Source organism: Bacteroides sp. ET225, from assembly GCF_024733745.1.
GTDB lineage: Bacteria > Bacteroidota > Bacteroidia > Bacteroidales > Bacteroidaceae > Phocaeicola > Phocaeicola excrementipullorum.
In genome coordinates this window covers 25,397-39,012 of record NZ_JANRHN010000018.1, presented here as the reverse complement: position 1 = coordinate 39,012, position 13,616 = coordinate 25,397, and the positions used below count along the sequence as shown (strand labels likewise).

Here is a 13,616-nt window from a genome sequence, read left to right as displayed (position 1 = left end):
GAAGAAAAACATGGCTGATAATGTATTAATAACTCCCCCTAGTTGGCTGGTAAGATGGGGTACTAGCATCGTTGCTCTGATTATGATTATTTTGACAATTGGAAGTTTTTATCTACCTTGCTATAAAATAGAAAAAGGAGAAAAAGGAGAAATAGTATTAATTAAGCCTCTTAAAAGTCACACCACAAACCAATTCATATGTGGAATTAGAATCCTTTCAGATACTCACCCTCCGATACAGATAGGACAGAGAATCGAAATTAGAGTAGAAAAAGTACAGACAAGAAGAATAGAACTGACTGGCCGCGTTTGTTCATTAAACAAAACCAACGGTTCACCTTTAATATTCACAGAAATTATTTTAAACCAAAATCAAGCGAATTTACTATATATGGAAATAAAAAAATCTAAAGTTACGATAATAACAGAAAACATTTTTCTTGGAAATATAATCTTAAATTCTTTTAAGAGTTTATTTTAGGAAACATATGAAACCTAAGAAAAATTACTGAGACCGATGCCCACACAAATATGCCAAAAGTAAATCAACGTGAATTCGATATAATTCAAAACATAGTAAGTTGTCCGTCCTTGACAAAAGTCTATGGCGAGTTTCTTCTCAAAGAAACAGTACGCTGCTATGGCGGAAAGCGAATTGCAATGAAGTTGTTGAAGGAGCGGTGCCTGGAGTGTTCAATTTGGGCAATATTCTTCAGCTCGTCATTGACCGTTTCAATTAAAGCGCGTTTTCTCAGCAGGATTTTGTCCGCATCGCCCATCCGATTCGGCTTGTTCCGATGCTTATGGCTCCTGTCTTCAACCATGCATTTTTCCTATACTTTGGCAAATTCCTTGCAAAAGTCATCCGCCATACAATGAAATTCCGTAACTTTAGGCTCTGAGAACATAGTGGTAATCGCTTAAAAGCTACAATTGATCACTATAAATTTAATACACTTATCGCTATGTTCTTGATTTTCTAATGAATAATTTTATTCCTTATATCGAACTCACGTTAAATTCATAAAATAAAATCATCTGAGCAAACCAGAAGAAAAGTCCGGAAAACCCGAATCTGAAAAGCAGAGAGAGGCTGTCTCAAATCTTATTTTGAGTTCAGCCTCTCTCTTTTTTATGTTTCAGTTCAGCGCCTGCCCTACTCTACATACAGCACAAGTCCCTTGAGGTATTCCCCTTCGGGATGATAGATATTTACCGGATGGTCGGGAGCCTGGGTCAGCTGATGAAGAATCCGCACGCTGCGGCCTGTCTGCGCGGCAGCCGTAAACACAGCACTCCGGAAATCCTGCTTGCTCACTACCTGCGAACAGGAGAAAGTGAAAAGAATGCCGCCGGAACGGATCTTCTCGAGTGCCTTGGCATTCAGTTTGGTGTAGCCCCGGAGCGCATTGCGCAGCGCGTCGCGGTGTTTGGCAAACGCAGGGGGATCGAGAATAATGAGATCATACTGATCGCCCATGCGGTCGAGAAACTTGAAGGCATCTTCTGCAAAAGCCTGGTGGCGGCTGTCGCCCGGGAAATTCAGTTCAACGTTCTGGCGGGTAAGGTCGATCGCCTTGGCAGAACTGTCGACCGAATGAACCAGCTTCGCCCCTCCGCGCATGGCATAAAACGAGAAGCCTCCGGTGTAGCAGAACATGTTGAGCACCGAGCGTCCGCGGGAATAGCGTTCAAGCAGGGCGCGGTTGTCCCTCTGGTCGACAAAGAATCCGGTCTTCTGCCCTTTCAGCCAGTCGACATGAAACTTCATTCCGTTTTCCATCGCCACATTCTCCTGGCATCCGCCTTTCAGGAAACCGTTTTCAGTTCCTACCAGATCGGCCTTGTAAGGCAATGTGGTTTCCGACTTATAATAAATGTTCTGTATGACATCTCCCATCACCCGGTCGATGGCCTCTGCCACTTTCATGCGGTCGAGGTGCATGCCTGCCGAATGCGCCTGCATGACAGCCGTATGGCCATAGACATCGACAATGAGTCCGGGAAGGTTGTCGCCTTCACCGTGCACCAGGCGGTAAGTGTCGTTCAGCGGATCGCCTGCCAGTCCCAACGCACGCCGCAAATCATAAGCCGCCTGCAGCCTGCGCACCCAGAACGCCTGGTCGACCGGTTCTTCCTGCCTGAATGTAAGCACGCGGACAGCGATGCTTCCCACCTGGTAATGGCCGCGGGCCACAAACTCTTTCCGTGAAGTATAGACATCTACCACTTCACCTTCTTCCGGCTCCCCCTCTATGCGGGCTATGGCGCCGGAAAACACCCACGGATGGAAACGCTTGAGCGATTCCTCCTTGCCGGGTTTCAAATAAACGATATACATAAACTTGATTTTTCTAGATTTCTTTCTTTCCTTTCAATTCTTCCAGAAACTGAAAGATACGCACACACGCCCAGGCATCGGTAGCCGCATAAGCCTTCTGCCCTTCGGAAAGCACATCCGCCTCCCAGTTTGACAAACGCTGGTTCTTTGAAATCTTTTCGCCGAAAAGCAGGGCGTAAATCTTCTGCAGGCTCTTTTCCTGAATGCCGAAATGAGATACATAATCCTGAAGCTCCACCCAGTTCCCCACGCGCGGGTCCTTCTTGTTACGCCTGCGCAGCATCAGAAAATCATCCTTGAGCGAAAGCCCCACCTTCAGCACGTCATTCTGCAGGAAATCCTCCAGAAAATCCGGCAGTCCGATCACGTTAAGACGGAAAAGGAAGCACACGTCGGCAGTAGAAAGCTGCAGAAGCGCAACCTTGAAGCTTTGGCCCTTGCGGAAAGAAGGGCGCGTTTCGGTATCAACCCCCACCAGCACATGTGTATTCAGGTAATCGACCGCACGTCGGGCGGCATCCTCTGTATCTATTACGAAAATCCTGCCGGGAAAGGTCACCTTAGGCAGTGCGGATATTGTCTGTTTGTCAATTGTTTTCGGAAAATCTGTCATTTTCAAAGCAACTTTTTATTCATCGTCCCCCATCTCAAGCCCCTCATACAACTCTTCTTCTGTAATTTTCTCACCCAAAATATCATTCTCATCCTCTTCTGCCTCTCCGGCTGCCAACTGGCGGTATCTGACATCGTGAAGGGCACGCATGACATTGAGCAGCCTTTGCCCCCAGAATTCGGCAAACTGCTCGCGGCAGACTGCCAGCGCGTCATTCATCGTCCGGTCAAGTCCCAGCTGAAAAACGCAGATGAAATCCTTGAGCGACTGGTAAATGTCGGCCATTCCCTCTGAAACGGTCTGGCGGATAGGCGTGTCGCTGTATACCATATCATCCAGAAAGACATCCAGATAGTCGTCATACTCGGCCAAAAGAGCGCTGACCGACGAACGGACCAGCTCATAATCTCCTTCCGTAACAAATGTTTCAGGATCTGCTTCGTCAAGACGGACACACTCGGGCAGCAAAGAAGCCTTCAGATACAGCAACGGCAACAGTTTGAGCGACGTATCGACAAACGCCTTTCGTTTCTTTTCGGAAACTCGTTCCAGAAATCCGCAGAACTCTGCGGATACAGTCACAAACTCCACCGTATTTCTGTCAAATATAGCTCGCGCATCATTATCTTTCATACTCTCTTTCCAATTGAACTGCAAAGGTACAAAAAAAATTTCTCAGTTCTACTTTTATTCGTACATTTGCACTGCACAAATGAAATAAAGCATATTCAATCATGAAAAAGGCAGATAACAAAACGTCAAAAAATACGGAAAAGACGGGACAGAAGAAAGTGATAATGGCAAAAACAGTCACCGCGCTGAAAAGTGAAACGGCCCATTTCATCATCGGGCTGTTCTGCGTGATATTCGGCGTATACCTCGTGCTGGCCTTCTGCTCGTTCTTCTTTACCGGAGGAAACGACCAGAGCATCCTTGACCACCCGAACCACGGAGAGCTGCTGAGCACGAACAACCACATACAGAACTATGCAGGAGCGAAAGGAGCGCAGGCGGCAGAGTTTCTGATAAACGACTGTTTCGGGATTCCGGCTTTCCTGATCATCGTGTTTCTCGTCATAGCGGGCATGAAACTGATGAAAGCCTACAACTTTAACCTGACGCGCTGGTTTCTGGGATGTATGGTAACCATGATCTGGTGTTCGGTGACGCTGGCATTCATCTTCGGAAAGACGTTCAGCGATTCGTTCATCTATCCGGGCGGGCTCCACGGGTATAACTCCTGCCTCTGGATCCAGTCGCAGATCGGAGCGCCGGGACTGATTCTCCTGCTCATCACCACAGCCGTGCTTTTCAGCATCGCACTGAGCAAGAAGACGATTTTCGTGGTGCGGAAGGCACTGCATCCGTCACTGAAGAAAAACAAGGAGGAAGTGACGCAGAAGGAGGAACGGGCTTTCACGCCATACAATGCACAGCCTGAAATGACCGCGCAGGCGGAAGCGGCAGACGAAAGCGAAGAGGACAGCGATCCGACCCCTGCCATCGAACTGCCTGTCAGCGCAAGTCCTGAAGAGAAGGAACAGCCGCTTGAAATAGAGCCTGCCGCAGAGGAAGACTTCGCGGAAACAGACTATGCAACGGAGGGAAACGCTGAAGGGGACGAAGAGAACGGCGGCGAAGAGGAAGAAGATGCAGACAAAGGCGAAGAAAAGGAACCGGCCTTTGAAGTGAGCAGCGAAACGAAGGAGGAGGACAAGGAGTACCGGGGGAAAATAGACCAGCCCTACAACCCGCGTCTGGATCTGGAATACTACCAGTTCCCTACAATCGACCTGCTGCACAACGATTTCGACGACAATATGCCGACAATCGACATGGAGGAGCAGACGGCCAACAAAGACCGCATCATCAAAGTGCTGAGAAGTTTCGGTATCGAAATCAGCTCGATCAAAGCCAGCGTGGGACCGACCGTAACGCTGTATGAGATCACGCCTGCCGAAGGGGTGAGGATATCCAAGATACGCAACCTGGAGGATGACATCGCACTGAGCCTGTCGGCCTTGGGAATCCGCATCATCGCGCCGATTCCGGGAAAAGGAACCATCGGCATCGAAGTGCCGAACGCCAACCCGCGCATCGTGCACATGCGGTCGATCCTGATGAGCAAGAAATTCCAGGAAACGACTTTCGACCTTCCGGTAGCTTTCGGAAAAACCATCACGAACGAAGTGTTTATGGTGGACCTGGCAAAAGCTCCCCACATGCTGGTGGCAGGTGCTACGGGCCAGGGTAAATCAGTCGGCCTGAACACAATCGTAACCTCGCTGCTCTACAAGAAGCACCCGAGCGAACTGAAATTCGTGATAATCGACCCGAAAAAGGTGGAATTTGCCGTGTACGCGCCTATCGAACGGCACTACCTGGCCAAACTGCCCGACGCGGAAGACGCCATCATCACTGACACATCGAAAGTGGTGCAGACGCTCAACTCGCTGTGTGTGGAAATGGACACGCGATACGGACTGCTGCGCGACGCCGGATGCCGGAATATCAAGGAATACAACAAGAAATTCATCAACAGGCAACTGAATCCGGAAAACGGACATCACTTCCTGCCCTACATCGTGGTCATCATCGATGAGTTCGGCGACCTGATCATGACGGCGGGAAAAGAGGTGGAACTGCCGATCTGCCGTATCGCTCAGCTGGCACGTGCGGTGGGCATCCACGCCATCATCGCTACCCAGCGTCCGACCACAAACATCATCACAGGTACGATCAAGGCGAACTTCCCGGCACGCGTGGCTTTCCGCGTGGCTTCGATGATGGACTCGCGTACCATTCTGGACCGCCCGGGAGCACAGCAGCTGATCGGTAAGGGCGACATGCTGTACCTGCAGGGAAATGACCCGGTGCGCGTGCAGTGTGCGTTCGTCGACACGCCGGAAGTGGAAGACATTGTAGCCTACATCAGCCGGCAGCAGGGCTACCCGACCGCTTTCATGCTTCCTGAAGTGGACGAAAACAGCGGCTCTTCTTCATCCTCCGAGGTAGACATGAACAAGCTTGACCCGCTGTTTGAAGAAGCGGCGCGGCTGCTCATTTACCACCAGCAAGGCTCTACGTCGCTCATCCAACGGAAGTTTTCCATCGGCTACAACCGTGCAGGGCGCATCATGGACCAGCTGGAACATGCGGGCATCGTAGGTCCGACAAACGGAAGCAAAGCGCGCGACGTGCTGTGCGTAGACGAAAACGACCTGCAAATGCGCATGAGCAATCTGAAGAACTGATTGCCGGCCTCCGAAAACAAGAAACAAATTCAATCAGACAAGAACATGCGGAAAAACATTTTACTGGCCGGATTTTTGCTGACATGCCTGGGAGGGTTCGCCCAACATGACGCAAAGGCACGTGCCATACTCGACAAGATGGCAGCGTCCTACCAGCAGGCAGGAGCTGTCAGCATCCGCTTCGGCGGCACCCAGGACGGAACGCTGAAAGTGAAGGGAAACAAGTTTTACCTGAACTGCGGAGGGATAGAAACATGGTTTGACGGAACTACCCAATGGAGCTACGTGAAGCAGAACGACGAAGTGAACGTTTCCGAACCTTCTCCCGAAGAAGTGCAGAGCGTAAACCCTTACGCGCTGGTCAACTCATACAAGCAGGGATTCAACTACCGGTATGCCGGAACAAAATCCCATAAAGGGAAACAGGGAGAGGAAGTGATACTGACGCCCGAAACGGAACAGGACGTAAAGAGCATCACTATCAACGTGTCGTCCGCCTCGCAGCCGCAATACATCTGCATCACGCTGCAGAACGGAGAAAAGCAGGAATTTTATGTGCAGTCGTACCAGACGAAGCAGAATCTGAACGACTCGGCTTTCCGGTTTGACAGGTCAAAGTATCCGGACGCGGAAATCATCGACCTGAGATAAACCCTGGCCGGACGGAAACGCCCCGGTCAGAGCAGGTCAGAAGGACGCAGGATGGAGCTGTTGGCAAGATAGTCGGGATTCTCGGCATAGATATACATCACGCTCCCGCCCTTGATGGCATCGATGACAGGACGGGCAAGTGCGGTTGGAAGCGCAGGACAGCCGAAGCTTCTGCCCAGACGGCCTCCCTTGGCTACGGAAGGATTGGCATAGGAGGCTCCGTGAACCACAATGGCACGCTCGCGCGCACGGTCGTTGATGCCTTTCTCAAGTCCGTCAAGAAGCAGTGAATAGCCGTTTTTTCCCTGATAGGTTGAAGAGGTAAGATAAAATCCGAGGGAACTTTTATAAGAGCCCACCTTGTTCGAGAATGAACGCGCATAGTTTTCCCCGCTGTTCTTTCCGTGCGAAACGACAGAAGAATAAAGCATCCTGCGGTGTTTCATGTCAAACACATACAGACGCTCTTCGGTGGAAGGTTTCGAGAAGTCGATCAGTGTAAGAACCTCGCGTTTCTTCCCCGCGATCTTGTTGTATCCGGCCACCGCCTGACGGAAGGCCTTCCAATTGACTACCCCTTCAAGCTGCATGGAACGGTAAAGACGGACAATCTCATTTTTTTCGGCTTTCGCGTCCGTAACGGAAACCTCTGAGCGCAACACACCCGTACCGACATAGGCACATGGAAGAACAAGCAGCAAAGCGGAAAACAAAATCCTCCGCGCAGCACAGCCCCAACCGGAGCGGCGCTGAAAACAGTTCATCAGATAAGACATGAAACGAAAAATCCGGTAATTCGGGTGCAAAGTTACAAGTTTTTTTTTACATACCGCACTAATTTTCAGAAAGAAATCAATATTTCTCCGCTCCGGATCCGCCGGAATCAGGAACGCCGACAAACGTCTGCAGCCCCAACACTCAATTCATTGCCCGGTATTCTTTCGGCGTATACCCGACTTGCTTCTTAAAGAAGCGCAGAAAATGCTGCGGATGCTGAAAGCCCAGCATATCCGCAATCTGCTTCGTATTCAGGTCCGGATCAAGCAAGGCGTTCTTTGCTATTTCCGTTATCTTGACCTGGATCAGTTCATACGGAGTCTTGCCGGTTTCCGACTTCACCAGATCGCCAAAATAGTTGGGAGAAAGGCAAACTTTTTCGGCAAAATATTTCACGGTGGGCAGTCCCTGCGAACGTGCCGTGCCGGAATCCCAATACTCGTCCAGCAACTGCTCGAAACGGACAAGGATATCGTTGTTCAGCACTTCGCGAGTGACAAACTGGCGTTCATAGAAGCGCATGCAGTAGTTGAGCAGCACCTCAATATTGGAGATTATCAGCGGTTTGGAAAACTTGTCGATGGGATGCTCCAGTTCATGGGCTATCTTGCTCATATAATCCTGCACGATGGAGCGTTCATCTGCTGACAGGTGAAGCGCCTCATTGGACGGATACGAAAAAAAGCTATACTGTTTCATCTTCTGCGCCAATGGGGTGCGGAGCAGGAAATCGGGATGAAACAGCAGCGCGTCAGCTTCAGGCACGGGGCCGTCTTCGATACGGTGAATGCCGACCGTCTGCCCCGGAGCGAAACAGACCACGGTTTCATCGTCGAAGTCGTATTTTGTTTTTCCGTAATTGATGGTACATCCCACCGTCTTTTTCAGAAACAGCGCATAGAATCCGAACGTCATCTTATGCGTCGGCTGGTTTTCCGAACGGTCGAAATGTACAATACTCACCAGCGGATGCCTGGTCTGAAAACCGAAGAAACGATTGTACTGTTCAATGGTATCTGCTTCTATTATTTCCATACAGCTTTTCTATTGTTTGCCGCAAAGGTAGTCTTTTCCATATAAAGTAAAAAATGTGTCCGCCGGATAAACGTAAATGGGGTACTTTTTCCCGTAACAGGGGTACGTTGTTGATACTCAGCAGACGGAATCTGAAACAAATCCGTAAAAGAGGTACTTTTATCCACCATACAGGTATTCGCCGTATGCATGCAAACAACTACTTTTGCAACATGAAACAATACAGGAGCAACCATCAAAAAAGCATAAGCATATGAAGTTAATGACAATCCTCACCGCTGGTCTGCTGGCTTTCAACATGACAGGCTTTGCACAAAACGACCGCACGATGAAGTTTCAGGAAGAGCATTTGAACCTGACAGCCGGATGGGATAAGGTTTTCCCCCAAAGCAACAAAGTAACCCACAGCAAGATTACTTTCCACAACCGATACGGCATCACGCTTGCCGCCGACTTATATATTCCGAAGAATGCGGAAGGCAAGCTCCCGGCGATAGCTGTCAGCGGCCCGTTCGGAGCGGTGAAGGAGCAGGCATCGGGACTTTATGCGCAGACATTGGCCGAACACGGATTCCTGACCATCGCTTTCGACCCTTCATTTACCGGAGAAAGCGGCGGACAGCTACGCAGTGTGGCATCTCCGGACATCAACACGGAAGATTTCAGTGCAGCAGTGGATTATCTGGCCACCCGTGACGATGTGGACGCTGAACGCATCGGCATACTCGGCATCTGCGATTTCGGCGATTTCGCCATCAATGCGGCGGCTATGGACACGCGCGTCAAGGCAACGGTGGCATCCACCATGTATGACATCTGCCGGGGAACTGCCAACGGTTATTTCGATGCCAACAACAACGCCGATGCCCGTTACGAAATGCGCAGGCAGCTGAGCCAACCATACCGACCTGTACGACAATCTGGGAAAGATACCGTTCGGCAAGATTGCGGCATTTTATAACCAATACCTGAAGTGATATGAAACGGCTGATCAACTGCTGGGGACTGGCAACTCTCCTCCTTCTCACGGCAAACGCCCTTACTGCCTGTTCGGACGATGACCCGACGGAAGAAAAGACGGAAACTCCGGCACTGCCATCGGATGAAGGCGAAGGCGGCAATGAAGAAAACACTGATGACAACAACGGTAACAACAACGAACTTATGGAAAGAAACATTACGATCTCAGCAAACGGAACGTCATTTTCCGCCACGCTTGAAGACAACGACGCGGCACGGGCCTTTGCAGCCATGCTTCCCCTTACGCTGGACATGAACGAGATGAACGGCAACGAAAAATACCATTATCTGGACAGCAGTCTGCCTACGGAAAGTTCCCGGCCGGGAACTATCCGGACGGGCGACCTGATGCTCTATGGCTCGTCCTGCGTTGTTCTCTTTTATGAAACCTTTCCGTCCGGTTACAGCTACACACGTCTGGGACAGACAGACAGTCCCGAAGGGCTTGCCGCAGCCTTGGGCAGCGGAAACGTGAGCGTAAGGTTTGCAATAGCTGAAAATCAGAAATGAAAATTAAACAAAAACGAATGTGATTCCTTTTCTCAGGAAGAAACTGGCCACACCTATTCTATTTTTCTCTTTCTTCATCAGCATATCATGCAAAGGCAATGAAGAAACGGAATACGTTAAAACCGGAGCGGAAGGGGATTCTTCTGCCGTGGAATATGCAATCAATATAGCCGGGAGTTCCGGCAACTTGTCTGCAATGGTCTATCATCCGGATTTACGTTCCGGCGAAACCTATCCTATGGTTATCCTGATGCACGGCTTTATGTCTGACAAACAAGACCGGGTAATCAATGCAGTGGCAGCCAGGCTCAGGCAGGCAAATATCGCTTATGTGCGCTTTGATTTCAACGGAAGATGTACGTGACATGAAAACTTGAATTATAAACAACAAACTTGAACGATAAATGATATGCAACTGATTAAAGACAAAGAATTTGGAGGCGAACGTCCGCTGTTCGCCTCGCATGATGTGCACCTGGACAACGTAACCATCCTTGCTGGCGAATCTGCCATCAAGGAATGCAGCAACATCGTAGCGACCAACTGCCGCTTCGAGGGAAACTACCCCTTTTGGCACGTGCACGGGTTTACCATACAGGACTGCTACTTCGCCGTTGGCGGACGCTCCGCACTGTGGTATTCCGACCATCTGACGATGAAGAATACAGTCATAGACGCACCTAAGATGTTTCGGGAAATGAACGACATCGAGATTGAAAATGTCGAAATGAACGATGCGGACGAGGTGTTCTGGAGGTGCGACCGCATCCGTATCAGGAATCTCAGGCTGCATGGGGGCACGTATCCCTTCATGTTCAGCAGCAACATCCGCGTGGACGGCCTGGAAAGCGACAGCAAATACGTCTTTCAATATGCAAAGAACGTGGAAATACACCATGCGAAGATAACGACCAAGGACGCTTTCTGGGAAGTGGAAAACGTGACAATCTATGATTCCGAACTGAACGGAGAATATCTGGGATGGCACTCGAAGAACCTGCGTCTGGTGAACTGCCACATCACAGGAGAACAGCCGCTCTGCTATGCGCACGACCTGATACTGGAGAACTGCACGTTTGATGCCGCCTGCGACCGCGCTTTCGAGTATTCCACACTGGAAGCCGACATATGCGGGACGATTACAAACGTCAAGAATCCCATGTCCGGACATATCGTGGCAGATTCCATCGGTTCCGTCACGATAGACGAAAACATCAAGGCTCCTGCCGATTGTATCATAGAAGAACGGAAGAAATGACATGAAAGCCACAGCCAACTGGTACGCCGTCATCACCGCCTACTTCCTGATTTATGTGGTATGGGGTTCCACCTACTATTTCATAGGCGTGGCGCTGGACGGACTGCCCGCGTTCCTGCTCGGCGCATTGCGGTTCAGCGCGGCAGGAGCAATTCTGCTTGCGCTTTGCCGGATGCGGGGCGAGAATGTCTGGCAGCCTGCACTGATCCGCCGTTCGGCAGTCAGCGGCATCGTCCTGCTCTTTGCCGATATGGCGGTCATCATGCTGGCGCAGCGGTATGTCAGCAGCAGCGTGGTGGCGATTGTAGCCTCTTCCACCGCGATATGGATTATGCTGCTGGATGTGCCGATGTGGAAGCGGAACTTCCGCCGGACGGCAACCGTCGCCGGAGTCCTTCTGGGATTTGCCGGTGTCGGAATGCTTTACATCGAGCAACTGGATACAGAGCGTTCCGCCATTCCCCATAGCGAATACGGCATCCTGATTCTGATGGCCGGCTGCATTTCGTGGTCGCTCGGTTCGCTTTATGCCAAATACCGCTCCTCGGCGGTAGAGGAGGTGAACGGCTTTGCCGGATCGGCATGGCAAATGCTTTTCGCAAGTCTGATGTTCTGGATATGTGCCGTACCTTCGGGTGAATGGCAGGAAGTATCTTTCCGGTCTGTTCCTCTCCCGGCATGGTGGTCGCTGCTCTATCTGATCACATTCGGCTCGCTGCTGGCTTATTCCGCTTATGTATGGCTGCTGAAAGTACGTCCAGCAACAGAAGTGGCTACCCACGCATATGTCAATCCGGTTGTGGCAGTCATCATCGGCGGTCTGGGCGGAGAAGAGATTACGGCAGTCCAACTGTCCGGACTGGCAGTCATATTAGGCAGTGTTTTATTGGTAAACAGAAAACAATAAATGATGAATACAACAAAAGACATTTCCCCTGTAAAAGCGTCAGAACGGTTTGCCATTCTGGATATCCTGCGCGGTTTCGCCCTGCTGGGCATCTGCATGGCCAATTTCCCGGAGTTTTCCCTCTATAATTTTCTTCCGCAGGAAGTGAAATCATCAATGAGTACAGCCGCGGCAGACAACATAACCCGCTGGCTGCTGTATATCTTCGTCGACGGGAAATTCTATACGCTCTTTTCCCTCCTGTTCGGCATAGGCTTTTCCATTATCATCCGCAATGCGGAACGGAAAGGAGCAAACGGCTTCCGCATCTTCTACCGGCGGATGGGTCTGCTGCTTGTCATCGGATTCATGCACCTGATGTTTATCTGGAGCGGCGACATACTGATGCTCTATGCGCTGCTTGGGATGCTGCTGCCTCTTTTCCGCCGCATGTCTGACAAGGGATTGCTCCGATGGGCAGCCTTTTTCCTGCTCCTGCCCGTTCTTATAGATTTTGTTTGCGAGATAACCCACACCAGTCTGGCACTTCCCTTTGTCCGCTTGCAGGAAATGTATTGCGCAAGATATGGCATCAACGCTGACAACTTCGCATATTGGCTGCGCGACGCGGAAGACTATGGCACGGTGTTCCAGTTTCTGGTACAGGGAGCTTTCGTGCGGATGCAGGAGTTTATAGAGGGCAACCGTTACTTCAAGGTGCTGGGCTTATTCCTGACAGGCTTCTTCATCGGACGGAACCGGATATATGCCGATATGGAAGAGAAAAAGGCACTGCTGTCGAAAGTGTTCCGCTACGGTCTGGCAATAGGCCTTCCCTGCTCCTTCCTTTACGTATGGAGCGCAATGGGCCGGCATCCGCTTGGCATCGCCATGCACAGCGTGTTTTATCTTGCCAGCGTCTACCCGCTCGGCTTCGCATACGCTGCCGGATCAGGTCTTTTCTATCTGAGGACAAAGAACGGAACGGCATGGAAGTGGCTCGCACCGACAGGACGGATGGCCTTGACCAATTACATCGGACAGTCCGTTATCGGTATGTTTCTGTTCTATGGCATTGGCATGGGCTTAGGGACTACTTTTGGATTGTTACAGACCGAAATTGTTGTGCTGGCCGTATTTCTTTTTCAAATGGCATTCAGTGCAGGATGGATGTCCGCCTTCAAGTTCGGACCATTGGAATGGGTCTGGCGGATGCTGACCTACGGCAAATGGCTCGGAATCAGAAATTGACATAAGAACAGACCGCAAAA

13 protein-coding genes and 2 pseudogenes are annotated in these 13,616 nt (G+C 50.4%); 9 read left to right on the top strand and 6 right to left on the bottom strand.

All coding sequences use genetic code 11. The features are described from left to right. Positions 1-10 precede the first annotated feature (10 nt). Positions 11-481, top strand: coding sequence for a hypothetical protein (locus tag NW212_RS09110; protein ID WP_258338336.1), 471 nt, complete (start codon positions 11-13; stop codon positions 479-481). A 119-nt stretch (positions 482-600) separates the two neighbouring features. Here NW212_RS09110 and NW212_RS09105 read toward each other — a convergent pair. From NW212_RS09105 to NW212_RS09090, 4 genes and pseudogenes are all read right to left on the bottom strand, one after another. Beyond that, positions 601-767: pseudogene (locus tag NW212_RS09105) on the bottom strand (transposase); the annotation flags it as partial. Between the two features lie 389 nt (positions 768-1,156). Then, complete coding sequence (locus NW212_RS09100) at positions 1,157-2,341, bottom strand: class I SAM-dependent rRNA methyltransferase (RefSeq protein ID WP_258338335.1); 1,185 nt, start codon at positions 2,339-2,341, stop codon at positions 1,157-1,159. Positions 2,342-2,354: 13 nt separating this feature from the next. Continuing rightward, a complete protein-coding gene (locus tag NW212_RS09095; RefSeq protein ID WP_258338334.1) occupies positions 2,355-2,954 on the bottom strand; it encodes a 3'-5' exonuclease in 600 nt (199 codons plus the stop codon). Between the two features lie 15 nt (positions 2,955-2,969). Next, entirely contained in the window at positions 2,970-3,587 is a 618-nt protein-coding gene (locus tag NW212_RS09090; protein WP_258338333.1) for a DUF5063 domain-containing protein, read from the bottom strand. Between the two features lie 101 nt (positions 3,588-3,688). Here NW212_RS09090 and NW212_RS09085 point away from each other — a divergent pair, with 101 nt between their 5' ends. After that, positions 3,689-6,208 (top strand): DNA translocase FtsK 4TM domain-containing protein, encoded by a 2,520-nt coding sequence (locus NW212_RS09085; protein ID WP_375337977.1) that lies wholly within the window; start codon positions 3,689-3,691, stop codon positions 6,206-6,208. A gap of 45 nt (positions 6,209-6,253) precedes the next feature. Then, entirely contained in the window at positions 6,254-6,859 is a 606-nt protein-coding gene (locus NW212_RS09080) for a LolA-like putative outer membrane lipoprotein chaperone (protein WP_258338332.1), read from the top strand. A gap of 26 nt (positions 6,860-6,885) precedes the next feature. Here the strand turns inward: NW212_RS09080 and NW212_RS09075 are convergent, their stop codons facing one another. After that, complete coding sequence (locus NW212_RS09075) at positions 6,886-7,665, bottom strand: murein L,D-transpeptidase catalytic domain family protein (RefSeq protein ID WP_258338331.1); 780 nt, start codon at positions 7,663-7,665, stop codon at positions 6,886-6,888. Positions 7,666-7,777: 112 nt separating this feature from the next. Continuing rightward, a complete protein-coding gene (locus NW212_RS09070) occupies positions 7,778-8,671 on the bottom strand; it encodes an AraC family transcriptional regulator (protein ID WP_258338330.1) in 894 nt (297 codons plus the stop codon). Between the two features lie 253 nt (positions 8,672-8,924). Here NW212_RS09070 and NW212_RS09065 point away from each other — a divergent pair. From NW212_RS09065 to NW212_RS09040, 6 genes and pseudogenes are all read left to right on the top strand, one after another. Beyond that, positions 8,925-9,566 (top strand): annotated as a pseudogene (locus NW212_RS09065) (alpha/beta hydrolase); the annotation flags it as partial. Between the two features lie 83 nt (positions 9,567-9,649). Beyond that, the gene (locus tag NW212_RS09060) at positions 9,650-10,201 is read left to right on the top strand and encodes a cyclophilin-like fold protein (RefSeq protein WP_258338329.1); all 552 of its coding nucleotides are present in this window, start codon (positions 9,650-9,652) and stop codon (positions 10,199-10,201) included. A gap of 19 nt (positions 10,202-10,220) precedes the next feature. Continuing rightward, positions 10,221-10,565 carry a hypothetical protein gene (locus NW212_RS09055; protein WP_258338328.1) on the top strand — a complete coding sequence of 115 codons (345 nt, stop codon included), beginning with the start codon at positions 10,221-10,223 and terminating at the stop codon, positions 10,563-10,565. A 45-nt stretch (positions 10,566-10,610) separates the two neighbouring features. Further along, positions 10,611-11,459, top strand: a complete 849-nt coding sequence (locus tag NW212_RS09050; RefSeq protein ID WP_258338327.1) for a DUF3737 family protein — start codon at positions 10,611-10,613, stop codon at positions 11,457-11,459. 1 nt (position 11,460) lies between these two features. Further along, positions 11,461-12,366: an EamA family transporter gene (locus NW212_RS09045; RefSeq protein WP_258338326.1), complete on the top strand. Its 906-nt coding sequence runs from the start codon at positions 11,461-11,463 to the stop codon at positions 12,364-12,366. Further along, a complete protein-coding gene (locus NW212_RS09040) occupies positions 12,367-13,596 on the top strand; it encodes a DUF418 domain-containing protein (RefSeq protein WP_258338325.1) in 1,230 nt (409 codons plus the stop codon). Positions 13,597-13,616 lie beyond the last annotated feature (20 nt).

What these genes read in the sequence shown, in the direction of transcription:
- NW212_RS09090 (WP_258338333.1), bottom strand. Translation starts at nt 3,587, where the DNA reads ATGAAAGATAATGATGCGCGAGCTATATTTGACAGAAATACGGTGGAG.
- NW212_RS09060 (WP_258338329.1), top strand. Translation starts at nt 9,650, where the DNA reads ATGAAACGGCTGATCAACTGCTGGGGACTGGCAACTCTCCTCCTTCTC.
- NW212_RS09050 (WP_258338327.1), top strand. Translation starts at nt 10,611, where the DNA reads ATGCAACTGATTAAAGACAAAGAATTTGGAGGCGAACGTCCGCTGTTC.
- NW212_RS09110 (WP_258338336.1), top strand. Translation starts at nt 11, where the DNA reads ATGGCTGATAATGTATTAATAACTCCCCCTAGTTGGCTGGTAAGATGG.
- NW212_RS09080 (WP_258338332.1), top strand. Translation starts at nt 6,254, where the DNA reads ATGCGGAAAAACATTTTACTGGCCGGATTTTTGCTGACATGCCTGGGA.
- NW212_RS09100 (WP_258338335.1), bottom strand. Translation starts at nt 2,341, where the DNA reads ATGTATATCGTTTATTTGAAACCCGGCAAGGAGGAATCGCTCAAGCGT.
- NW212_RS09040 (WP_258338325.1), top strand. Translation starts at nt 12,367, where the DNA reads ATGATGAATACAACAAAAGACATTTCCCCTGTAAAAGCGTCAGAACGG.
- NW212_RS09095 (WP_258338334.1), bottom strand. Translation starts at nt 2,954, where the DNA reads ATGACAGATTTTCCGAAAACAATTGACAAACAGACAATATCCGCACTG.
- NW212_RS09085 (WP_375337977.1), top strand. Translation starts at nt 3,689, where the DNA reads ATGAAAAAGGCAGATAACAAAACGTCAAAAAATACGGAAAAGACGGGA.
- NW212_RS09070 (WP_258338330.1), bottom strand. Translation starts at nt 8,671, where the DNA reads ATGGAAATAATAGAAGCAGATACCATTGAACAGTACAATCGTTTCTTC.
- NW212_RS09045 (WP_258338326.1), top strand. Translation starts at nt 11,461, where the DNA reads ATGAAAGCCACAGCCAACTGGTACGCCGTCATCACCGCCTACTTCCTG.